Genomic DNA, 22,626 nt, shown 5'->3' with positions numbered 1-22,626 from the left:
ACCATTTTAACTCTAAATAAGTTGATGAAAAGGGTCAGCGTCGAAAAACCTGTCGCTCAGCAACTCATTGATTATTGAAAGAGGGTGTATTGTTTGTTTAGGCGCAAATATAAAACAAAATGCGCCAATATTTTTGTCACTTTGTGGGGATTTATGTCTTGTGAATATGCGAAAGAACGTAACTTACTGAAATTTTCTACCTTTGCTTGTTTTTGCTTTGCGGCACTGGGTATTGGTCTCGGTATTTGGGCGGGGTCTATGGTTATCGTTTTCGACGGAGCCTACTCGTTGGTCGGTTTAGCACTCTCATTGATGGCTCTTGCGGCTTCAACCTATATCCGCAATCCAAAAGCAAAAAATGGAAAAGAAAGTAAGCCAATTTCTGAGCAAAAAGCAGCGCTTATTGAATCTCTGGTGGTGTTGGTTAAAGGTTTGACTGTCGCGGTCGTATGTTTGATTTCATTTGCTTCGGCACTTGAAGCCCTTTTTAGCGGTGGTCGAGAAGTTAACGCAGGTTTTGCACTTGTTTTTGGTATTGTTAACGTTGCAGGTTGTTTGGCAACCTATGCAGTTGTGAGCAAACACGCGGGTAAACGTCCTTCTGTCATCCTGAAAGCAGAGTCTAGCCAATGGTTGATGGATACTGTAATCAGCGCAGCAGTATTGGTTGGTTTCTTGGTTTCAGCTGGTTTGATGATGACCAGTTACTCGGAATACGCGGTTTACGCTGACCCAATGATGGTAATTTTGGCCTCTGTTTACTTTGCTACCGTACCCGTAAAAATGATTGGTGAGTCGTCCAAGAAGTTGATGAGCCTATACCAAGAGTCTGACAACGCCAATCGTCGTGGTGTTCCCGCTTGACTCACTAAGAAATAACGCAATAAAAAACGGCAGCCTCGGCTGCCTTTTTTTATGTCGATTCGCACTTAATTGCGCAAGTTCGGTCAGGTTGTGCGTTAGCTGTTACGGTAGGCTTCATCCATGAGAAAGGTTGAGGTTCGAAGCGAATGGTAAACAAGCACCCGAGATTGGAAGCGGCAAGAGAGTTCATTGACCTCAACTTAGACAGTGATCTCGATGTTGAAGGTTTGAGTCGTGTTGCGTGCTTATCCAAATATCACTTTCATCGTCAATTTTCTAGCTTCTACGGTATCAGCGTCGCGAACTATGTTCGTCTGCTTCGACTAAAAAAAGCATCCTATCTACTTGTTTACAAACCTCAAATGTCGGTGACTGAGATTGCCTTAGACTGTCGTTATGAGAACAGTGAGTCTTTCTCCCGTGCTTTTCGCCGTGTGTTCGAGTTATCCCCGAGTGAATTTAGGGTTTCACCGGATTGGGAAAAGTGGGGAAATCACTTTGAGGCGATTTACCGATTGAGGAGTGATCCCAAAATGAATGCTGATGATTTTGATGTATCAATTATCCATTTTGATTCGACTGATATAGCGGTAATTGAACATCAAGGTGTGCCGATACAAATTGGTGAAAGCGTCGCCAAGTTCAGAGAGTGGCGTAAATCTCAAAATATTTCATACAAACAAACGCGAATCTTTAATATTTTCTACGACAACCCAGATGATTTGGATGACGCGTCGTTGTTCCGCGTGGATATCGGCTGTCTGTATGAAGATAAAATGGATCTATCGTGTGGGTTTATTAAGAAAAAGACCATACCAGGCGGACGTTTTGCCAAGGTACGTTTTGTTGGAAGCAGTGATTCAATTGGTATGGTTGTCCGGTATTTGTATGAACGCTGGTTGCCAGCATCCGGGGAAAGGCTGCGTGATTATCCTGTGACGCTGGAAAGAGTTTCGTTCTTTCCGTTTGTCCCGGAACCTGAAGCAATCACGGATATTCTGCTTCCCATTGAATGATCTTGACGATGAAAAGGAATAGGTATCAATCATGAAATACGTGACGTGGGGGTTGGGACAAATCTATGCGCTATTAAGTTACTACGTGATAGCCGTTATCGTTATGGTGGCTTTTAGTGAATCGATGAATCTCGCCTTAAGGTTTTGGTCGGATGGCGGGATGACATTTTGGGAGAATGGTTTGTGGCAGTTGCACTTCTTTACGGCAGCTCCGATTGCTCTATACGTTTATATCAATGAGTTTACCTACTTTAGAGAGAGGTTCTGAACAGAGACATTGAATGGCAAGCAAAAAGGGATAGTCATATATGCAATGCTAAAAAATGAGCGAATTTAGCAGTCTATTCGGGACAAGCACCGCGGCGATCGCGGCACCTACTGCACCATAAAAAGCACCCGTTGCATATGCGCGATGTTTATTGATGTTGCCACGCTTTATCGCACGAACGGATTGATAAACGCAAAATAACACCCAGAGTGACAGCAAGTGGATGGGTCCATAGCCCATAAACCAATCGACAAACCCAGGTAAGCCAAAAGAAGAGAACGCGACAATCACCATAGCCAGCATCCAGCTTCGGCCTAACACCTTGTGCAGTTGTGTTCCTTTGCGCATTATCAATTGCATGGTGCCAGCAATGAGTAGCCAGATAGCCGCAATTAAGTGAATCTCAACGGTCATGAATACTATTGTCCTGCAATCGTTCTGAAATCATTTCTATCCAATGCTTTACGGGCGTTTGTGAATCTGTATTTAAGTGCAATTGACACCCTATGTTTGCGGTAAGAATCATATCTGGGGCTTCTTGCGTAAGTGCTTTGAGCTTTCGTACCTTTAATTGGCTACTTAGCTGAGGTTGCAGCAAAGAATAAGTGCCAGCAGAACCACAACAGAGATGCTCCTCAGACGTCTTAACAGTGTTGACACCGAGCCTACTAAAAACGCCACCATATGTGTTTTTGAGTTTGAGACCATGTTGAAGCGTACAAGGACAGTGAACGGCTACGCGTGCGTCCATCGGCGTTAAGGGCAGAGATTCAATATCCTCATTATTGAGCACTTCACTAAGGTCTTTCGCCAGTGAGGCTACCTTTTTGGCCTTAAGGGAATAGTGTTCATCACCCAAAAATAAGCTTGGGTAGTCTTTGATGCTCACCCCACAACCTGATGCGGAAATCACGATGGCTTCTGCGCCGTTTTCTATATATGGCCACCATGCATTGATATTGTCTTTTGCTTGTTTAATTGCCCGTTCACGCTCGGCCAGATGCAAGTTTAATGCGCCGCAGCAACCTTCCTTTTTTACACTGATGAGATTGATGCCCAAGTGGTTAAGCACATGGGTTGCCGCGCGAAGTGTTTCTGGGGTTAATGAAGATTGCACACAACCTTGAAAGCCGATCATCGTGCGGGTGGTGTGTTTGTTAGACAGGTTTTTTCGTTTGTCTGTTTCTGTTTTTTGGTCAACAAGCTTTGACTGGTATGCCGCCGGGAGTAGCGGCTTCATCCTGAGCAAGATGCGATATCCTAGCGAAACCAGTGTTCGATGAGGCAACAATCGGGTTAATAGATATCGTATGATTCGGTCTTTAAAGGGGCGTGGAAGCTGTTTTTCGATATGCTCTTTGCCGATATCAAGTAACTTACTGTACTCAACACCGGATGGACAGGTTGTTTCACAGCTTCGACAGGTGAGGCATCTGTCCAGATGGCGTTGCGTTTTGTCTGTCACCTCTTGGCCTTCGAGCATGCTTTTGATCAAGTAAATCCGACCGCGAGGCCCATCTCGTTCGTCATTTAATTCTTGGTAGGTAGGGCAGGTTGCATTGCAAAATCCACAATGGACACATTTTCTGAGAATCTCTTCAGCGCGCTGTCCGGCATGAGTTTGCAACAGATTGTCTTGTATGGATGTTTTCATCGGTGACTCCCCAACCAAGAATACATGCGCCCGGGGTTAAACACATTGTTTGGGTCGAAAGCATGCTTTAAAGCTTGGTGAGCATGTACGGAAGCGTCTGCTAGTGGGTGAAAACATTCGTCTCGTGGGTTTTCACCTTGAAAGCGCATCGCGTGTCCGCCATGTTTCTCGGCGAGATGGGAGACCTCAGAAAATGTGGAGGAAGAGTGAACCCAGCGAATAGCACCAGCCCAATCAATTAACGTGCTTTCGTCATCACTAAAATGGGGAGACGCAGGGGCGACTGAAAGCCGAAAAAGACGTTTTTTGTCTTTGAAAAAGGGATGACGAAAATTACGAATAGCTCGCCAGAAAAGGTCGGCATTTTCGAGTAAATCACCACCGATGTTGGCATGGGCCTTATCAACGGAAGGCGATGAACCTGACAGCCTAACGTAAAGCACGCCGTCAACCCATGCGCCGCCAGAAAGTGGCAATCCTTTTTCCGATAAAAGGCGCATTTCACTTAACGCATGTTGAGCACTGATGGATTTAGTCATGGTCAGCGTTTTATCTGGGATGGGTTTTACGCGCAAACTCACTTCTGTCAAAATTCCGAATGCACCAAATGCACCTGCCTGAAGTCGCGACACGTCATAGCCTGCGACATTTTTCATCACTTGCCCACCAAAACGAAGATGTTCTGCGTAGCCGTTTATTACCCTGACCCCAAGAATCGCGTCTCGTATGGAACCAGAAAAAGGGCGAGAAGCACCACTCAACCCAGTTGCAACGGCTCCCCCTAATGTGGCCTTTCCATTAAATGCTGGCGGTTCACCCACTAGCATTTGGTGATGTTGTGCGAGTGTTGCTTGAAGCTCTGATATTTTGGTTCCCGCTCTTGCGGTAATCACCAATTCTGACGGTTGATACGAGACAATACCTCGGTGAGGAGAGATAGAAACAGAGTCCCCCTGAGTGCATCTGCCATAAAACGCTTTCGAGTTACCGCCAATAATATTGAGGGGACGATTCTCGGTAATTGCGTCACTGACTTGCTCGATAAGTTCACTCGAGATATCACTCATATTACCCCCTTATTAGGCGCACTTAGCAGCGAGTGTTCCTGACAATGTTTAGGCTGAGGGATACCTTTTCCAGGGTTCAATATTTCTTTTGCATCTAAGGCGCGTTTGATGCGATGAAACTGTTCAAGTTCCGCATCATTAAATTGGTGGTACATTTCATTGATTTTCTCTATACCCACGCCATGCTCGCCCGTAATACAGCCACCTGCTTCAACGCAGGCTTTTAGGATATCCGCCCCAAATGCCTCTGTCTTTTCAAGCTCTCCAGGGATATTGGCATCAAACAGAATTAAAGGATGAAGATTGCCATCACCAGCATGAAACACATTGGCCACACGCAAGCTGTAATACCGAGAGAGCTGGTGGATTCGCGTGAGCACATTCGCAAGCTCTCGACGCGGAATGGTGCCATCCATGCAGTAATAGTCAGGGGAGATTCGTCCGACGGCCGGGAATGCAGATTTACGGCCTTTCCAAATTAGTGCGCGTTCTTCTTCGTTTCCGGAGATGCGTATGGACGTTGCGCCCGCTGCGTTGAATATGGCCTGCGTCGCAACGACTTGCTGGTTAACCTCTTCTTCATCGCCATCCAGCTCACATAAAAGAAGGGCTTCAGCATCGACAGGGTAACCCGCTTGCGCAAAATCTTCGGCTGCCTTGATGGCGTAACCATCCATCATTTCAAGTCCCGCTGGGATGATGCCTTTGCTGATGACATCGTTAACCGCGTTAGCTGCTTTTTCGACGCTATCAAACCCCACCAAGACCACCTTTGCGATTTGAGGAGTAGGGAGGAGTTTCACTTTAATCTCTGTCACGATGCCTAGCATGCCTTCCGAGCCCGTCATAAGCGCGAGCAGATCAAAGCCCGCAATATCAAGGCTGTCACCGCCAATGTCTAATCGCTTGCCTTCGGCGGTAACAATGACGAGAGAAACAAGATTGTGAACAGTGAGGCCGTATTTCAGGCAGTGCACACCGCCTGCATTCTCTGCAATGTTTCCACCAATAGAGCAGGCAATCTGCGATGAGGGGTCTGGTGCATAATAGAGGTTATAGGGGGCTGCCGCTTCAGAGATAGCAAGGTTGCGCACGCCGGGTTGAACATGAGCCACGCTGTTATCTGGGTCGATTGCGAGGATATGATTAAAACGCGCGAGAGAGAGTAAAATGCCACCCTTGAGGGGGAGTGCACCCGCCGACAATCCCGTTCCCGCGCCTCGAGCGACCACGGCAATATTCATTTGAAAGCAGAGAGATACCACTGCCATGACTTCCTGTGTGTTCGCAGGCAAAACAACATAGTCTGGGAGGGCAGTGTAGACAGACAACCCATCACATTCATAGGGGCGCATGGTTTCCTTATCGGCGATAACATGCTCGGTGCCTACGATATCGATAAGTGATTGATACAACATTGTTTCCACGCTGGCTTCCTATCAATCCTTTTTAGATGATAAAACCCTAGCTGATAAATCTCTGCTTTGGGGCTTAATCCTTATGGCATTCTGAAAAGTGTGGGTGATCTCCGGTTCATTTCGCAACAACGTGATTGTGCAATTCACTATTGCCGGATTGTTGCAATAAAACCGAGGTATTGCACTTGGGTTGATGTGCCGAGCGATCCAATGATACTGTATATAAAAACAGTTATCCGGTGCGTCCTATGTTAACAACGCTTTCAATTGCGAATTACCGCTCAATCATGAACTTGACGATTCCTTTGGGGCCATTGAATTTGATCACGGGTCCCAATGGTTGTGGCAAGTCGAACCTCTACAAAGCGTTAAGGCTTCTGGCTAAGACGGCGTCCGGCGGTGTGATCAATTCGCTAGCCGAAGAAGGCGGATTGCATTCAACGTTCTGGGCCGGGCCAGAAGAAATATCCGGCGCTATGCGACGCGGTGATGTGGAAGTACAAGGCAGTACGCGGAAAAATGTTGTTCGCCTGAAGATGGGGTTTGCCAGTGAAACGTTTGGATATGCAATATCGCTTGGACTGCCAACACCGTCCTCATCTGCCTTTTGTTTTGATCCGGAGATTAAGCATGAGACGATATTCAACGGCCCGTATTATAGGCCTGCAAGCTGTTTAGTTGAACGCAAAGGTCATGTTGTAAAAATCCGAAATAGACGCCAGTGGGAGGTGGCTTCACAACATATTCCGAGCTTTGATAGCCTGTTTGATGCGCATGCCGACCCCAGTGCTGCGGCAGAGGTTTACCACGTAAGAGAAATGATTCGGGGGTGGCGTTTCTATGATCACTTCCGAACAGATGCTGATGCACCTGCAAGAAAACCTCAGCTAGGTACACGAACGCCAGTACTTCACCATGATGGTAGAGATTTAGCTGCGGCTCTTCAGACGATCATTGAGATTGGTGATAAAGAAGCATTAGACCGAACCATTGAGGACGCATTTCCGGGCTGCCATCTGCGTGTTGTTGCTAGCGAAGACGGACGATTTGCGATTGAGTTTTATCAAAAGGGGCTTTTACGCCCGCTGTCGGGTGCAGAGTTGTCAGACGGCACGCTGCGGTTTGTCCTCTGGGTAGCAGCTTTGCTGACTCCGAGGCCGCCGTCTTTAATGGTGCTAAATGAACCTGAAACCAGTTTACATCCGGATCTTTTGCCTGCGCTAGCCCGATTGATTTGCCATGCATCTCAGCAATCTCAGGTTTGGGTGATCTCTCACGCGAACAGACTCATCAATGCCTTGAATGCTCACCCTGATTGCAATGCAATTGAGTTAGAAAAAGCATTGGGTCAAACAGAGGTGCAAGGGCAAGGAATGTTAGATACGCCAAATTGGCATTGGCCAGATTAGCACCAGATAGCGTATTGATTAACCCCTCAGTAGATTGACGAACAAATCGTACGTATTTCAATACTATGTGCAGTGGATCAAAATTATTTGCCTAAAATAGTATGCAATTCTGTATGTGAGTTCGAAATTTCGTGTCTATAATTATCTGGCTTAGCTGCACTTGGATGAATATGCACTCACTCCACAATCAAGGTCAGGAATAGGCCGAGTGGGCGCAAAATTATAAGGACAATAAGAATGCGAATTCCATTTTATATCAAATTGCTTTTTCCTATCTTGCTGCTCATGGGCTTAATGGCGAGCCCTGTTTTGAACGCGTTTTAGTTGGGTCACCTAAGCGGATTTATCGCGAAGGTAGAGCGAAAAAATGGCCACCGAAAAGGTGGCCATTTTTGTAACTGAACAACTCAAATTCTGTGATTACGCTGTTTGGCGTAATGATTTAACTTTCCACGTCACAGCTTTCTAACGCACAGGGCTTATCGTAAGGCCTTAGCCAGCCAGCGGTTTTAAATGCGGCAGGTACGAAGTAAAACGAGAGTATTGTTGTCAGAAGTGTCCCTCCCGCAATAGCGATGGCAAAAGGGGGCCAGAAGCCACCGCCAGCGAGGATGAGCGGTAGAAACCCGCCAATGGTGGTGATGGTTGTAGACGTAATATGGCGGCCGCAGCTACTTACGGCGTCCACAATAGCGTCGACATCGCCAGATTTGGCGGCTGGGTTTGCCTTTAGCTCAGCCAATATGACAATCGACGCGTTGATCGCAAGACCGACTAACCCTAACAAGCCAATGATCACGGTGAATCCAAACGGATAGCCGAACGCCCAAACAGAGAGTAGGCCCAGTCCGGCAGCCTGTATGCCAGCAAGAAATATAATGCCGCTCAATCGGAAGGAATTAAAGGAGATTACAACCACCGCAATGAGTAAGATAATCACGATAGTCAGATTTGCCATCAACTGATTTACCGAAGCGTCTCTCTCAGCAGATTCTCCCCCAAACTCTAATCTATAGCCCGGAGGCAGTTTCAAGTCAGTGCGTTCTAGAATGTCGGTAAACGCGTTCAGCGCAGTCTGAGGAAGAACACCTGCCGTAATGTATCCTTCAATCACATTGATTCGTTCTCCGTTTCGATGTGGTATCGAACCTCGACTGGGCTCAACAGACATTTCTGCCAATGCGGAAAGCGGAAGATCAGAAGGCGTGTTACCTCCTGAAATAGGCAACCGCAATTGACTCAGTTGGTTTAGGTTCGAACGTGATTCATCAGACACGCGGACGCGAACCGGGATGGATTCAGTGCCTTCAATCACGCTGCCTTGAACTATGCCTGACATGGATGCATTGAGTAAGAGCGCAATGTCAGCAAGCCGCATTCCTGTTAGGTGGCTAGATTCTTCGTTGACGTTTACCGATATTTTTGGGGTGCCTGGTTGCAAGGTTTCCCGTGTATTAATCACATCGGGTGTTTCGGACATAAGTAACCTGACACGCTCACTGATTTCCCTCAAGGTATCTAAATTTGGTCCATACACACGCACTTCTATTGGTGCATTAAATGGCGGTCCTTGCTCGAGCTTACGCACCAATATTTGCGCATGAGGAAATTTACGTGACAGTGTCACTTGTAGTTCGGGGATCATTTCATTGGCTGCATTAAAGTCCTTTGCTTTGACCATGGCTTGAGCAAAATTCGGCGCACCGTGCTGCCGGGCCATAATGTTGTAGTAAAAAGACGGGAAGTTAGTGCCATGGAGCCAGCCAACCTGCTCAATGTCATCCGTCTTCGCTAATACCGCGTCTATTTCCTTTGTTGTTTCAAGTGTGGTCGCGATACTCGCTTGTGGAGCGAGGAAGACCTGAATTTCAAACATGTCTCTGTCAGAGGGTGGGAAAAACTGTTCGGTTAATTGACCGGCAGACCAAAAGCCCGCAAACGGAACGAGAAAAACCAAGGGAATAGACAACCAAGGGAAACGGACAGCAGTACGCACCGTCTGTTTAAACAATTTGCTGATTGCAGGTATGTTTATACCCGCGTGATACCAACGTGTACTCGACTCTCCAGCGGGTAACCACCTTGCTGCGAACCCAGAAACCAACAACTGAGAAACAATGTAAGATCCTACCAAGGAGAAGCTGACGGTTATTGCTATCGCGCCAACGAATTCTCCGGCTGGACCCGGCATTAGGAATATGGGTGCAAAAGCCAAAATGGTCGTCAGCGTCGAGCCAAGCAGAGGGAGCCACAAGTGACGAATCGCACGCATTGCTGACTCTAAGCGTTTCACGTTTTGTTGGCGAAAATGTTGGATAGTGTCGACCATCACGATGGCGTTATCGACCATAATCCCAAGAGATACAATCAAGCCCGTGACAGACATTTGGTTAATCGGTAAGCCAGTAAAACTCATCATCGCGAGCGTAAACGCCGACGCTATTGGGAGAGAGAGCGCGACAAGGATGGCTGAGCGAAAACCGAGCGTGACGAATAGCACGATCAACACAAGCCCAAAACCAAGAAGCAAGCTGTCGACCAAGTCAGAAAGGCGGGTTTCTGTGTATCGGCTTTGTTTGAACAATGGTTTTAGTTCAATGTTGTCTGGCAATTCGCTTCGAAACACATCTAGCATTTTATCGGCTGAGTGAGTCCACTGATCCACCCGGATACTACTCTGCATTCTTGCGGACACCAGTACCGCTGGCTCTCCATCAATAATGGCAATCTGGTCAGGTGGCATGGCTTTAGTACGTTTAACAGTCGCAATGTCTTCTAGGCGAACCAAGAAGCCATTTGGATCCATGGCAACGGGAACCTGTTTGACACGTGTAATCGAATCGAGGGCCCCGGCGACTTCGAGTTGGAAGCGATTGTTGTCGTTATGGAGCTCTCCTGCTGCATTTTTTGCATCGGCTCCGACAATGGATTGCGACAAAGAAAGGGCCGTTTGTCCGAGGGCACTTGCATCCGCAATGTCCAATGTGACGAGTATTTCTTCGGCTGGCAGACCGTGTATATCGACGAATTCTGTACCAGATAGGTTACGCCATCGTTTGGCAAGTTCTTTTGCGTAGCGTCCAAGTATAAGCTCATCTGGCTCGCCATTTCCGTTCCATTTTAGTGCTGTGATGTACGTGAAGGCGTTGGAATGATCGTTGTCGAACTCAGGTTCAAGGGCATCATCCGGTAAAGAGGGGACGGCATCACTTAGTTTATCTCGAATCTTTGACCATACGGGTTCGGTTTCTGTCAGGCTGTCATTGAGCTCAACCGTGATAACAGAGATGCCGGGTTTGGATTGGGATTCTATGAGGTTAATTTCATCCAAAGATCTCAATTCATTTTCTACAGGTTCAGTGACCAATGCTTCAACGCGTTCGGCACTTGCACCGGGATAAGCGGTAGTAATGGTGGCCCAACGATTGACCAGTGCTGGGTCTTCCGCTCGGGGAAGGGTGGAAAGTGCCGAGTAACCAGATACGAGTATCAGAACTGTAAAAAGAACGAGCAACCGTGTGTTTTTGAGAAGTTTTTCCATGTTGAATTACTCCTCTACGATATTGACCTGTTGCCCAGAAACAATGCGGTGCACGCCGTCTGTTACGATCATGTCGCCATTTTCCATGGGACCTGAAACAAAGGCTTTTTCTTCATCAGCATGGATCACTTGTACCGAACGACGGGCGATTTGGTGTCCTCCGTTTCCATCACCATTGGCCTCAAATACATTCCATGTACCACGCAGACCATCGGTTAGGCTGGTTAGAGGGATCCAAAACCCATCGGCAGCAAACTCATTTGTATCCTGAAGGTAAACGAGTTGACCGCTGATAACGGAAACGCTGTCTGGTAAGGCATAACGAAGTTGTACGGTACGAGAACGCGCATCCACAGCAGCACCGGGGTTGAGAAGTTGCGATGGATAACTGTCATTGCCGATTCGAATGTTTGTGGTCGGTTTATTGGCAATAGAAGTGAGGTACTTAATGGGGATGCCAATTCGTGCTTCATTCTGTTTATTTGATAGCAAGGTGAAGGTAGGGGCACCCATGTTGATGACATCGCCTACAGAAACGAAGCGTTCGCTGACTTGCCCTTCATACGGTGCATAGATGGTCGATTTTTCTTTTCGCAATGTGTTGGAGGCAAGGGTGGCTTCAAGCTCTCGCATGTTTGCGCGCAAGGCATCACGTTGGCTGGTGAGCGAGTCTATTTCAGCATCAGCACTAAAGCCTTTCTTTTTTAATTGACGCTGGCGTTGAAGGTTGGTTTTTGTCAGCGCAAGTTGGGCATCAAGCTGTTCAAACTGAGCGGAGAGTTGACGTGATTCCGTATCAAGAAGCAGTGTGTCGAGTTGGGCAAGGGGTTGGCCTTTAGCGACGGTATCACCCACGTCTACAAACAATGCGTTGATTTTTCCTGCGAGCTCAAACCCCAAGTTTGCACGCTGCCCGACTTGTACGGTGCCAACAAACTCTTTCGGAACGCGATAGCTTGAAACAAGGTTTATCTCGGTCACAGTGACAGTAGGTTTGACGGTTTGAAGTTTCTGCTCCTGTGCCTCAGATTGCAGATTGCAAGCCGTCAGCGCAGTGAGAGATGTCACGAACATTATGCTGGTAATCCGTTTACGCATTGCGAAATTCTCATCGTCCGTTTATCTTTTAGACTAGACCGTCCAGTCCATATTGGTTAAAAATAATGCAAGTGGACTAGACTGTCCAGTATGATTTGGTGTTTTTTTGCGCAGAAATTTACCTGTTTTTTTGCACTGTTTTGTCAGGGATAGAAATGGCTACGAACCTTCTTCAACGTAAAGAACAAAAACGTCAGCAGATTTTGGAGGCGGCGTCGACACTGTTTTCAAAGCAGGGTTATGGCATATCTATGGGGGCTATCGCAGACTTTGCAAATGTTTCTAAGCAAACGGTTTACGCGCATTTCAGCAATAAAGATCAGTTGTTCGAAACGTGCATAGTTGAAAAATGTAAGAGTGCAGGTATTGATTGGAATCTTGAAAAAGACACGAGACCTGCGGACACGGTTTTAAAGGAATACGCATGGCAATTCCAGAACCTCATTCTGGGTGAAGATGCGATCAATATGTTTCAAAACATTGTACGCCAGTCAGACTCGCACCCTGAAATCGCGGCAATTTACCTTGAGCAAGGGCCAACGCGAAATGTTCAGCTATTGAGTGGCTATTTAAATCTACTGGTTGCTCGCGGGGATTTGCCGTTTTGTAACGATACAGAGATGGCAGCCATGCAACTTCTCCTTATGTTGCACGGTCGGTCGGTTTATTGGGCATATTTTGGGTTTGATGCAAATGAAGATGAGGTTACACGTCGCATTCATACCGATAGTTGTGTTGAAGTGTTTCTAAGAGGGTATGGCTTTCCACTATAGCCAAAGAGGCTTGGCTATAGTGGTTGTATTTACTCGGTGACCATTAAGCTTTTGTACTCATCAAAGGCAAACTGATCTGTCATGCCGCTGATGTAATCTTGTAATAAGCGACAGCGCAGATAAAACTCCCACAAGTTTGTGTCATCAACCTGCGCTGTTTGTTTCAATGCAAGCCGATAGGCAGCTACGTGTTTCTGCGATAATTTGTTAAAAAGCCGTCGTTCGACCGGGTAGTAACGCCCTTCACCGTTCACAATATTGGCGAAATCTTCTATTGGCATTTCGAGTAGTGGACGGTATTCATCTAACAATCCTCCGATGATTTTATAACCTTGCAACTCCAACGTTTCGACTTCGGGATCATTGAATACGTGGTCGATAGCCACTTGTTTAAATGTTTTTGCGATAGCGTGATACTGACTGTCGTCTTCAAGAAGGGCACGATTGAACTCACCACTGAATACAGCATGGATATTGTCAGTAAACTGCCGAGCTGCGTGATTGACTAGGGGGTGAACCATTGCCACACGTAACTTAATAAAAAAGCGGTGAGGTTTGCTGATTTCATCGGTTTGAGACTGCTCATACACCTCGTCCAGTGCTAGGTCGAACGTTTTGGTTCGATAAATTGGCCTGTTCGTCGGTTCGAGTTTATAAAACGTTTTTTTGAGCAGTTCAGTTAGCTTTTCCAGCGACAAGATGCGCTTTTCAACAGCATCCTCGATGTCTGCCAAGCAATAGGAGATATCATCGGCCGCTTCCATAATGTAACTGAGTGGGTGGCGACAATATTTCTCCATGGCCATTTCTTGCATTAAAGCCGTGATAAAAGGTTTTTCAGTCAGGTAGTACCCGACTTTTTTGGTTAAGTAGTTTTTGTCGAGCGGTGAATCACGTTTAGCTTCAGTGCCGGGACGGGTGTATTTCAACACCGCAGCCGTTTGGCTGTAGGTTAGGTTGAAGCGATGCAAAGAATGGATCAAGCGAATAGCCTGTGCATTACCATCAAAATGGCAAAGCTCCTCTTTGACAGAAGCGATATCAGATTGTATTCCTCCTTGTAATAGCTGTTGCATTGGGTAGAGAGCATCAACATTTTTATTGAACCAACGATTGATGGCATCTTCCCCGCAATGACCAAAAGGCGGATTCCCCATGTCGTGCATTAAGCATGCGATTTCAACCAAAGATTCGACAGACCGTTCCAACCCTTCAAGACCATGGCAAGAGGGCGACCTTTCCAATTTTTCATAAATAGAATGAACGATAAACCGACCCACTTGCTGAACTTCCATTGAGTGGGTAAGTCGACTGCGTACGGCGGAATTGCGCTCAAGTGGGAAAACTTGGGTTTTTTGCTGAAGTCGTCGAATGGGAGCGGAATTTATGATTCGACCTCGGTCACTTTCAAGCGCCCTATGAATGTTGTCACGACTTGTTTTGGTATTGTAAGGGCGTGCTGCGCTAATCTTGGTGCCGAAATCGATTTTAGACATTGAGTTTTCTCGATGATAAATAACGCGATTTCATTACCTTATATCTGATAGCTAAAATTGTACACTTTCTATGCTAACCGAGAGTGAGGGCTCGTATTACCGATAGCCAATATCGAGATGAGGGGGAACTCCCTGACGGTATTGTTTTTCAATATATGTGTAAAGTTGCATTCTTCGGTCGCTAAGTCCATTTTGAAAGCGTGGTTAGGTTATCAGTAAGAACGACAGAACGATGCCTAAAAATGCGCCGATGCCAAAAACCATCAAGCCAAATAAACTACGTTGAGCCCGCTTTGATACATGCATAAACAATTTCCGTATACTGAAGATATATATTGTCTACAGCAACTTGTGTGCCAATGTGGGACTGCAATAAAATCAGAGTGTTAGTTGTGGTAGTGTTTTGTATGTATTGAGGTGTGGTAAATTTTACCGCATGTTTTGGCGAAGTTTACAACCAAGGAAAAGGAGTTGTAATGTCATTTTTGGAAGGTATCCACCACGTTGCGATCATCGTAAGCGACTATCAACGATCTAAACAGTTCTATACAGAAATACTTCAGCTCCCAATCGCAAACGAGACGTATCGTGAAGAGAGGGACTCTTGGAAGCTTGATCTCCAACTGCCTGATGGCGGACAACTAGAAGTTTTCTCTTTTCCAAATAGCCCGGCAAGACACTCGTATCCCGAAGCGAGAGGATTAAGGCACCTTGCATTTCGGGTCACTGACATTGAACGTGTGATCGGTTACTTGAACGAATGCGATGTTGTGACTGAGAGCGTTCGCATTGACACCTTAACTGGTCGCAGATTTACCTTTTTTAGTGATCCCGATGGGTTGCCTCTTGAATTGTATGAAGGCTGATTATCGGTAAATCGTTCCTCTAATTGCTAGCCCTTTAGGAATCTCTTTCACCTTAGTACCGCGAAGATACACATCTCCGGATACGCGTAAATCAGGTGGGAGTTTGTTTATTTTTGTGTTGGAAAGGTAGAGATTTCCTTTGACGTTTAATCGTCGAGGTAAATTGGTTATTGGTGTGTCGACCAAACTTAAATCGCCATTGACGGTTAAACCAGCAGGCAAGGCAGAGAGTGACGAGCCCGTAAAGTTCATGTAACCGCCCACTTCAATTTTTGGAATACGAGTTAGTTTGCTGTGTGACGCGTTTAAGTAGCCTTTGACGACTAACGTATCTGGGAGGCGAGTGATGTTACTGGATTCGATGTCTAAAAAACCGACTATTGTTAAATCTTCCGGTAGCACCTCAAAGTGAGTGTTTTTTAGTCGCAAATTACCGTAGGTATCGATATATCCATGGAGTTTTATTGTGTCGACAAAATGTGGTTTAGATTTTCCAAATGCGTTGACTGTCGTGGGTAGCAGCGTACAGAAGAAAAGTACAAATAATAAGTGTTTTGAGTGAAATATACGCTTCATCTTTTTGTCTTTACCAGAATGCGATACCAATAATTATAGTGGCAATATAGATATACTGAAATAATGGATGCTGAAATTTTAACTCTTATTTGTTCTGTTGATACTTTAAAATATTTCTATAAGCAGATTGGCGAGACAATACAGATATCAGGTTGGTAGATGTAAATAGATGGTTATGCACTCGTTATTTGTTCGTCTCACGTGATTTGATAACATATTGATATTTGACTCAAGATCCCAAAATTGCCTTTTTAGTTTGGCGAAGGGAACGTATAAACGGTGCGCTCTAAAATTACAGTGACTGCCTATGAAGCCATTCAGTGCCTAGGGTGATGAAATATTGGCTTGCATTAATCGCGTGAATGAAAGGGATAAAAGTTACATAATTTGTCGATAAGTACATATTGCTTTGCAGTCACCAGACATTACAATAGGAAACTAAATTTAGTCACAGCAAATAATACGAGCGATATCTCGTTTCTGATTTGATGTACGAACACTGAAATACCGTGGTCCATAAAAGCGATATTTAATGAAAGCGAAACAAACGGGTAAGTCATTACTATCATTGCCTAATCTTTATAAAGTAGAGGCGGTTACGCGCTCTTTACGAGCAATGCGTGATGGTATGCTTTGGCTTGTACCATGCCTGATAGTGTCGAGTATTTTAGGCTTTGTTGCGAGCATGCTTGAGTTTCTTCAAGTCGATGCTCCAGTTTTTATCCACGAACTGAATCTGTTAAGGGAATCCTTAACATCACTTTATCCTTACCTTTTTTCTGCGAGTATCAGCATGATGCTTGCGATCCAGTGGCGTCTCCCTCGGCCTCCAATTGCTGTTTTGTGTATTTCCTATGTTGCGGTTGCTGAGAAAGTTCTAGGGTATGAAAGCCATTTGTCGTCGATTATGTTGACGTTTATTGGTTTGACTTTGCCTCTTTATGCAGTCCCGCTGTTATCAAAACTGAAGAAGCAAAAGTGGGCGAGACTGGTTGAAAGTGAGGTCTCTGGTAAGCTTGTCAAAGACGCGATGAACCTTATCATCCCAGGTGTGATAGTCACGTTAGTCGTGATGATGGTGACCAAATCTCTCACAGTATTGGATGGTGTATTAAACTCGACCGCTTTTCTTCAAAGCTTTGATCCGATAAATGACCCCTATGGTGTGGGAGCTATTTTCTCTCTTCTAAATTCCCTGCTTTGGTTTTTAGGTATTCATGGTTATTACGCATTAACACCGCTCGTACACCCCCTCTTCGATGCGTTAGACATGAATAGAGTCATTGAAGCGGCAGGTGGGATCCCCGGCAATGCAATGAACATTTCTACGCTATCAGCGTTTATGTTTGTGGGAGGTTCAGGTGCTACCTTGGGCTTGGCTCTTGCAGTTATCTTGTTTTCGAAAAACAAGATAATGAGGGTGATTGCGGTTACAAGTGTTCCTTTAGGGCTGTTCAACATTAATGAAATACTGATGTTTGGGCTGCCTGTCATTTTTAACCTTAGGTTGCTGCTGCCATTCTTCCTTGCTCCTGTTACAAACATGTTTATTACCGTGACGGTAATGAATATGGGGTTGGTTGCTGTTCCGGTTGTCATTGCCCCCATTACTAGCCCTCTCATATTGAACGCATTTATATCCACTGGAGGGGACTCAAGAGCCGTTGTTTTGCAGCTCGCGTTAGTGCTGCTAAGTACACTGATCTATTGGCCTTTTGTTCGTCTACTCGATCGACATGTAAAGAATCGCGATTTGTATATCCCTTCATTAGATACAACATTCATGCGTCGTGAAGAGGAAGCCTACATATTGGCTGTTGATCCGGTAACGGAATCACTTAAAAAAGTGAGAGAAATTGAAGGTGTTCAAAAGCAATTAGAGACATTGGCGTCACGGGAGTTCTATTTAGAATATCAACCACAGGTATCAGGTAAAACGCGACAAGTGGTTGGGGCAGAAGCACTCATCCGATTGCGAGACAACTACGGCAATGTAGAATCTCCAGCGAGTTTCTTGCCCGTGTTTGAGAAAGCTAACCTGATGACGGACATTGATATCTGGGTGATCAGGCAATCCGTTCAGCAAAGTAAAAAATGGATCGAGCAAGGTTTCTACATGCCGATCAGCGTAAACATTACGAGTCATACGCTGACTGACATGGCAGTGATGGACGAAGTCATTTCACTCGTATCAGAAATACCTGGGCTCATCCATTTTGAGATCACTGAAGAGTCATTGGCAGAAAAAGAGTCTCTCGTTGAAGCGTCTATTTCTCGTCTTCACGAAGCAGGTTCGCCAGTCCATATTGACGATTTTGGTACGGGTTACAGTTCGTTGAGTTATTTAAATCGCTTTGATATTGATGCGATTAAAATCGATAGAAGCTTTGTACTTGCCTTATCAACCGAGCGCGGTAAGCAAGTATTCAACAGCCTTGCTGGCATCGCGAAGCAACTTGGTATGAATATCATCGTTGAAGGTGTTGAAACTGCGGAGCAATTTAACATTGTGACACGTGAGACTGATGCTGTTATTCAAGGTTGGTATTTCAGTAAATCTGTTTCGGCGAGAGACTTGAAAAGCTATGCGCTTCAACGCAGCGCATTAGCCTCTAAACATGTTAACAAGCCTGTTCCATTGTCCCTATAGAGAGTAGAAACGCTCTCTATTTTTTCGCAGATAACGCTTCTTCCAAGGCGAGCAATAGCCGCTTGCCTTTCTCCCCACTTGTCTTCAAATACGCAGCCCTTACAGGGGCTGCCAGCTTTTTAAACCGGTTTCTCTCACGTTGGGTAAGGTGTATCAAAATCATATCTGGCTTGTAGTATTTGATCTTCTTCAATTGTGCGGCATTTAGTGCGACTTGGTGTTCAAAAATGAAGTCCGACATCTCGGCAAGCGTGTCTCTGAGTAATTCTTTGTCTTCAATACTTAGCGACAAATACCATGACTGGTTAGCAAGGACAGAAGTGGTAAATCTTTGTTGGCCCGCCCAAATTAAGTAGTCCGTTACTTCATAAAACTTCATCTCTTCGATAGAAAACAATGGGTTTATTTGACCGTCAATGATCGAGTTTTGAAGAGCACCATAGATCTGTGAGTAGGGAAGCGGGACAGGATCAGCACCAAACAATGTGTATGTTTGTTTGATTAACGGCGCATTCATCACTCGCATTTTAAAGTCTTTGAAGTCTCGCGGACGTCGAATTAACTTGTTGGTTGACCATATCATTTCACCTTCTAAATACATGGTCATTAATCGAAGGTTATTGTCAATTAAAGCATCCCCAATCACTTCATAGATAACGTGATTGCTACTGAGTACTTGTTGGTTAACACGATCATCGGCAGAGAAAAGGTAAGGGATATTAAACACTTGAATTTCGGGAATTAGACCACCCAAAATACCTGTCGAGGCATTGGTCAGTTGCAGTGTACCGTTGGCGGTGAGAGCGGTAAGGTCTTCCGATTCCCCCAAAGTGCCATACGCGTATATATCAACGCTTATCCTGCCGTTGGATTTTTGTTCGATGACGCGTTTGAACTCCTGCGCATAGATGTCCTGAACAGACCCATCGATTTCTTCCAACCCAAATCGCCATACGGTTGTTTCCACATCGTCAGCCAATGCGAGAGAGGGCCACAGCGCGATCTCGAGAAAGCAAAATAATGCGACCGCTTTGCATTTCATACTCGACATATTTTAGATCCTTCTTCTCTGTCGAATGGTTACTTCAATGAAGCTTATCAATAGGCACTGGCGTGACATCGATTGGTTGCTAGGACAAATTCTAGCTGAAGGGAAAATAGTGATGTTGTCAGAGTTTTGATTTTGAAAGGGGAATGTGTTGCTGCGTGGTTATGAGTCAGGTTTGCAAAATGAAAACAAATGTTACAAATGCGATGGCGTGTATCTGAAGAACTTCTCATGATGAAGTCGGGATAATTCACAACAAAAATAAAGTGAAAGCCCACCTATCTATTTCTCGAATAAGGAAATTCATTATGCACAAACCCCTATTGCTTTCAGCGGTCACGCTGAGTATAGCAACGGCTTTTCCGTCTTGGGCTGTGGATTGTACCGCTCTGCCTGCGTGGGAAAGTTCGGCCGTGTATACCGGTGGTAATCAGGTCGCCCACCTTGGTGAAGCATACAAAGCAAACTGGTGGACATCGGGCAAAGACCCTGCAAGTCACTCCGGACAATGGCAGGAATGGCAAGCACTCGGCCAATGTTCGGTGGCGGGCAATCAATCTCCTACGGTTAACATCACATCTCCTTTGAACAATGCACAATTGACGGATGGTGATCAGGTTGTGCTCGCTGCTGAAGCCGCTGATACAGATGGCACAGTGGCAGACGTAGAGTTTTTTGCCAATGGTGTTCGCCTAGGCGTTGTAACACAAGCACCTTATACCTTGAGTTGGCTCGCCTTAACCGGTGACTACGTTATCTCTGCTGTGGTGACGGACAATGAAGGTGCCACGTCAACATCAACCGTTGATATTCAAGTTGTTCCAACGGATGTCGCAACACCGCCAGAAGCTGTATTACTAAGTCCAACGGCTCAGTCCCAGCTTAAAGCGGGTGACGAGGTGCTGATTCAAGCCTCGGCAACGGATGCTGATGGTGTGGTATCTCGCGTCGAGTTTTACGTGGACAATGCGATTGTCGGTCAGGACGATACTGCACCCTACGAGGTGGTATGGACGGCAACCAAAGGGGTGAAAACATTTAAAGCGAAAGCGATCGACCAAGACGGTTTCTCAGGCTGGACGGGAGAGGTTTCAGTCAATGTTGCTGGCGAAAGCATTGGTGGTGGTTGCGCAGGTGTTCCCGTTTACCAAGCGGGTACTCGCTATTTAGCGGGTGACATCGTTCAAAATGGAAACTTTAAATATCAATGTGATGTCGCGGGTTGGTGTTCGTCAGACGCCGCATGGGCTTATGAGCCAAACAATGGTGCACATTGGCAAGATGCGTGGACTGAACTTGGTATTTGCGCCATTGTGCCAACGGTGACATTCACCTCGCCAGCGATCAATGCCACCGTACTTGCAGGTAGCACAGTTTCTCTTGCTGTTGATGCCTCTGATGCAGATGGCTCTGTTTCGGGTGTCGAGTTCTTCGTTGACGGGCAAAGTTTGGGATCAGATACCACGGCACCTTATTCCTTGGATTGGCTGGCAAGTGGACTTGGTAACAAGAGCTTGAGTGCCGTTGCAACAGATAACGAGGGTAACACTGGAACAGATGCGGTACTGGTGAGTGTTAGCGATCAACCCGTTGTCGCCACGTTGACATCGCCGACATCGGGATCAAGCGTTGGCTTAGGCAAGCCAGTCACACTTTCTGCTGAAGCAAGTTCTTTTGCTGGCGTAATTTCGAAAGTTGATTTCGCTGTTGATGGCGTCGTCGTCGCGACAGATGCGACCGCACCTTACAGTGCGACGTGGACACCGGGAGCGATTGGTAGCTATGTGGTTTCCGCAATTGCGACGGATGATTCTGGCCTTACTGCGACGACTGATGGAGCAACTGTTAAAGTCTTCGAACAATCTTCGGTGAAACATAAACTCGTTGGTTACTGGCATAATTTCGTGAATGGTGCGGGATGTCCTATCAATCTGAGTGAAATGTCAGATGCGTGGGACATCATCGATATTGCGTTTGCAGAAAATGATCGTGGTAGTGATGGTACGGTGCATTTCAATCTGTATGCAGGCGATATCTATAGTGACTGTGCGCCGCTTGATCCGCAGCGTTTCAAACAAGACATGGCTGCACTTCAGGCGAAAGGTAAAGTGTTTGTGCTTTCTCTCGGAGGTGCTGAGGGTACGATTACCTTGAACACTGACGCAGATGAGGCAAACTTCGTTTCGAGCCTGACGGACATTGTCAAAGAATGGGGCTTTGATGGGTTAGATATCGACTTGGAAAGTGGATCCAACCTTCTTCATGGTTCTCAAATCCAGGCACGCTTGCCACGCGCACTGAAGCAAATCGAAGCCAACATGGGTGGGGATATGTATCTAACCATGGCTCCAGAGCATCCGTACGTTCACGGCGGCATGGTGGCTTACAGTGGTATTTGGGGAGCGTATATTCCGTTAATTGATGAGCTACGCGATACATTGGATCTTCTGCATGTTCAGTTGTACAACAATGGTGGTTTGCCTAATCCGTACCTACCTGGTGCAGCACCTGAAGGCTCAGTGGATATGATGGTGGCACAATCCAAGATGCTGATCGAAGGGTTTGAGCTGGCGAACGGGCAAATGTTTGCGCCGCTTCGAGATGATCAAGTGGCGATTGGTTTACCATCTGGTCCAAGTTCAGCAAACTCCGGTCAAGCTCCAACGCAAAATATTCTCGATGCGCTGGATTGTCTAACGAAAGGGTCACGCTGTGGCACTGTGGTTCCAGCGTTTAATTACCCGAACTATGGCGGTGTGATGACGTGGTCTATAAATTGGGATCAGCATGATGGCTTTAATTTCTCGGGCCCAGTGGGCGACAAATTAAACGCGATGAATGCGGGTCAATAGAACCTAATTGCATAATCGAAAAGGGAGCAT

Annotated in this window: 17 protein-coding genes; 8 read left to right on the top strand and 9 right to left on the bottom strand. The window is 46.0% G+C overall.

Annotated features, from left to right (window positions below; all coding sequences use genetic code 11):
• Window positions 1–153: 153 nt before the first annotated feature.
• The 3 genes from LRP49_RS01605 (at window position 154) to LRP49_RS01595 (ending at window position 2,148) form a co-directional block, all read left to right on the top strand.
• A complete protein-coding gene (locus LRP49_RS01605; protein WP_274139717.1) occupies window positions 154–864 on the top strand; it encodes a cation efflux transmembrane domain-containing protein in 711 nt (236 codons plus the stop codon).
• A gap of 146 nt (window positions 865–1,010) precedes the next feature.
• On the top strand, window positions 1,011–1,880 hold the full coding sequence (locus LRP49_RS01600; protein ID WP_274139716.1) for an AraC family transcriptional regulator: 870 nt from the start codon (window positions 1,011–1,013) through the stop codon (window positions 1,878–1,880).
• A 31-nt stretch (window positions 1,881–1,911) separates the two neighbouring features.
• A complete protein-coding gene (locus LRP49_RS01595; protein ID WP_274139715.1) occupies window positions 1,912–2,148 on the top strand; it encodes a hypothetical protein in 237 nt (78 codons plus the stop codon).
• A gap of 48 nt (window positions 2,149–2,196) precedes the next feature.
• Here the strand turns inward: LRP49_RS01595 and LRP49_RS01590 are convergent, their stop codons facing one another.
• Genes LRP49_RS01590 through LRP49_RS01575 form a run of 4 tightly spaced genes read right to left on the bottom strand, consistent with a single transcriptional unit; the run spans window position 2,197 to window position 6,287 of the window.
• Entirely contained in the window at window positions 2,197–2,562 is a 366-nt protein-coding gene (locus tag LRP49_RS01590; RefSeq protein WP_274139713.1) for a DUF2306 domain-containing protein, read from the bottom strand.
• A complete protein-coding gene (gene glcF / locus LRP49_RS01585) occupies window positions 2,552–3,802 on the bottom strand; it encodes a glycolate oxidase subunit GlcF (RefSeq protein ID WP_274139711.1) in 1,251 nt (416 codons plus the stop codon). The genes LRP49_RS01590 and glcF overlap by 11 nt, the downstream gene beginning before the upstream one ends.
• Window positions 3,799–4,869 carry a glycolate oxidase subunit GlcE gene (glcE, locus tag LRP49_RS01580; RefSeq protein WP_274139709.1) on the bottom strand — a complete coding sequence of 357 codons (1,071 nt, stop codon included), beginning with the start codon at window positions 4,867–4,869 and terminating at the stop codon, window positions 3,799–3,801. Before glcE ends, glcF begins: the two co-directional genes overlap by 4 nt.
• Window positions 4,866–6,287, bottom strand: a complete 1,422-nt coding sequence (locus LRP49_RS01575; protein WP_274140091.1) for an FAD-linked oxidase C-terminal domain-containing protein — start codon at window positions 6,285–6,287, stop codon at window positions 4,866–4,868. Before LRP49_RS01575 ends, glcE begins: the two co-directional genes overlap by 4 nt.
• A 248-nt stretch (window positions 6,288–6,535) precedes the next feature.
• On the opposite strand from LRP49_RS01575, the gene LRP49_RS01570 reads away from it, so the two are divergent.
• The gene (locus tag LRP49_RS01570) at window positions 6,536–7,696 is read left to right on the top strand and encodes an AAA family ATPase (RefSeq protein WP_274139708.1); all 1,161 of its coding nucleotides are present in this window, start codon (window positions 6,536–6,538) and stop codon (window positions 7,694–7,696) included.
• Between the two features lie 442 nt (window positions 7,697–8,138).
• Here LRP49_RS01570 and LRP49_RS01565 read toward each other — a convergent pair whose 3' ends face one another.
• Window positions 8,139–11,237 carry an efflux RND transporter permease subunit gene (locus LRP49_RS01565; RefSeq protein WP_274139707.1) on the bottom strand — a complete coding sequence of 1,033 codons (3,099 nt, stop codon included), beginning with the start codon at window positions 11,235–11,237 and terminating at the stop codon, window positions 8,139–8,141.
• A 6-nt stretch (window positions 11,238–11,243) separates the two neighbouring features.
• On the bottom strand, window positions 11,244–12,335 hold the full coding sequence (locus tag LRP49_RS01560) for an efflux RND transporter periplasmic adaptor subunit (protein WP_274139706.1): 1,092 nt from the start codon (window positions 12,333–12,335) through the stop codon (window positions 11,244–11,246).
• 155 nt (window positions 12,336–12,490) lie between these two features.
• Between LRP49_RS01560 and LRP49_RS01555 the strand changes: the two genes are divergently transcribed.
• Window positions 12,491–13,108: a TetR/AcrR family transcriptional regulator gene (locus LRP49_RS01555; RefSeq protein ID WP_274139705.1), complete on the top strand. Its 618-nt coding sequence runs from the start codon at window positions 12,491–12,493 to the stop codon at window positions 13,106–13,108.
• Window positions 13,109–13,137: 29 nt separating this feature from the next.
• On the opposite strand, the gene dgt is transcribed toward LRP49_RS01555, so the two are convergent.
• Entirely contained in the window at window positions 13,138–14,604 is a 1,467-nt protein-coding gene (dgt, locus tag LRP49_RS01550; protein ID WP_274139704.1) for a dGTPase, read from the bottom strand.
• 476 nt (window positions 14,605–15,080) lie between these two features.
• Here dgt and gloA2 point away from each other — a divergent pair, with 476 nt between their 5' ends.
• On the top strand, window positions 15,081–15,470 hold the full coding sequence (gloA2, locus tag LRP49_RS01545) for an SMU1112c/YaeR family gloxylase I-like metalloprotein (RefSeq protein WP_274139703.1): 390 nt from the start codon (window positions 15,081–15,083) through the stop codon (window positions 15,468–15,470).
• On the opposite strand, the gene LRP49_RS01540 is transcribed toward gloA2, so the two are convergent.
• Window positions 15,471–16,046, bottom strand: a complete 576-nt coding sequence (locus LRP49_RS01540) for a hypothetical protein (protein WP_274139702.1) — start codon at window positions 16,044–16,046, stop codon at window positions 15,471–15,473.
• A gap of 532 nt (window positions 16,047–16,578) precedes the next feature.
• Between LRP49_RS01540 and LRP49_RS01535 the strand changes: the two genes are divergently transcribed.
• Window positions 16,579–18,696 (top strand): EAL domain-containing protein, encoded by a 2,118-nt coding sequence (locus LRP49_RS01535; protein WP_274139700.1) that lies wholly within the window; start codon window positions 16,579–16,581, stop codon window positions 18,694–18,696.
• Window positions 18,697–18,712: 16 nt separating this feature from the next.
• On the opposite strand, the gene dctP is transcribed toward LRP49_RS01535, so the two are convergent.
• Window positions 18,713–19,747 (bottom strand): TRAP transporter substrate-binding protein DctP, encoded by a 1,035-nt coding sequence (dctP, locus tag LRP49_RS01530; protein WP_337992934.1) that lies wholly within the window; start codon window positions 19,745–19,747, stop codon window positions 18,713–18,715.
• A gap of 305 nt (window positions 19,748–20,052) precedes the next feature.
• Here dctP and LRP49_RS01525 point away from each other — a divergent pair, with 305 nt between their 5' ends.
• Complete coding sequence (locus tag LRP49_RS01525) at window positions 20,053–22,596, top strand: Ig-like domain-containing protein (RefSeq protein WP_274139698.1); 2,544 nt, start codon at window positions 20,053–20,055, stop codon at window positions 22,594–22,596.
• The last annotated feature ends 30 nt before the right edge of the window (window positions 22,597–22,626 follow it).

Source organism: Enterovibrio qingdaonensis (genome assembly GCF_028683135.1).
In the GTDB taxonomy this organism is placed as follows: domain Bacteria; phylum Pseudomonadota; class Gammaproteobacteria; order Enterobacterales; family Vibrionaceae; genus Enterovibrio; species Enterovibrio qingdaonensis.
The sequence above is the reverse complement of the archived record's forward strand: the minus strand, read 5'-3'. Positions and strand labels throughout refer to the sequence as shown.

Bases quoted from the DNA above. Each gene is read 5' to 3' on its own strand.
- LRP49_RS01540 (WP_274139702.1), bottom strand. From the start codon at position 16,046: ATGAAGCGTATATTTCACTCAAAACACTTATTATTTGTACTTTTCTTC.
- LRP49_RS01555 (WP_274139705.1), top strand. From the start codon at position 12,491: ATGGCTACGAACCTTCTTCAACGTAAAGAACAAAAACGTCAGCAGATT.
- LRP49_RS01560 (WP_274139706.1), bottom strand. From the start codon at position 12,335: ATGCGTAAACGGATTACCAGCATAATGTTCGTGACATCTCTCACTGCG.
- gloA2 (WP_274139703.1), top strand. From the start codon at position 15,081: ATGTCATTTTTGGAAGGTATCCACCACGTTGCGATCATCGTAAGCGAC.
- glcF (WP_274139711.1), bottom strand. From the start codon at position 3,802: ATGAAAACATCCATACAAGACAATCTGTTGCAAACTCATGCCGGACAG.
- glcE (WP_274139709.1), bottom strand. From the start codon at position 4,869: ATGAGTGATATCTCGAGTGAACTTATCGAGCAAGTCAGTGACGCAATT.
- LRP49_RS01575 (WP_274140091.1), bottom strand. From the start codon at position 6,287: ATGTTGTATCAATCACTTATCGATATCGTAGGCACCGAGCATGTTATC.
- dgt (WP_274139704.1), bottom strand. From the start codon at position 14,604: ATGTCTAAAATCGATTTCGGCACCAAGATTAGCGCAGCACGCCCTTAC.
- LRP49_RS01570 (WP_274139708.1), top strand. From the start codon at position 6,536: ATGTTAACAACGCTTTCAATTGCGAATTACCGCTCAATCATGAACTTG.
- LRP49_RS01600 (WP_274139716.1), top strand. From the start codon at position 1,011: ATGGTAAACAAGCACCCGAGATTGGAAGCGGCAAGAGAGTTCATTGAC.
- LRP49_RS01565 (WP_274139707.1), bottom strand. From the start codon at position 11,237: ATGGAAAAACTTCTCAAAAACACACGGTTGCTCGTTCTTTTTACAGTT.
- LRP49_RS01605 (WP_274139717.1), top strand. From the start codon at position 154: ATGTCTTGTGAATATGCGAAAGAACGTAACTTACTGAAATTTTCTACC.
- dctP (WP_337992934.1), bottom strand. From the start codon at position 19,747: ATGTCGAGTATGAAATGCAAAGCGGTCGCATTATTTTGCTTTCTCGAG.
- LRP49_RS01595 (WP_274139715.1), top strand. From the start codon at position 1,912: ATGAAATACGTGACGTGGGGGTTGGGACAAATCTATGCGCTATTAAGT.
- LRP49_RS01590 (WP_274139713.1), bottom strand. From the start codon at position 2,562: ATGACCGTTGAGATTCACTTAATTGCGGCTATCTGGCTACTCATTGCT.
- LRP49_RS01535 (WP_274139700.1), top strand. From the start codon at position 16,579: ATGAAAGCGAAACAAACGGGTAAGTCATTACTATCATTGCCTAATCTT.
- LRP49_RS01525 (WP_274139698.1), top strand. From the start codon at position 20,053: ATGCACAAACCCCTATTGCTTTCAGCGGTCACGCTGAGTATAGCAACG.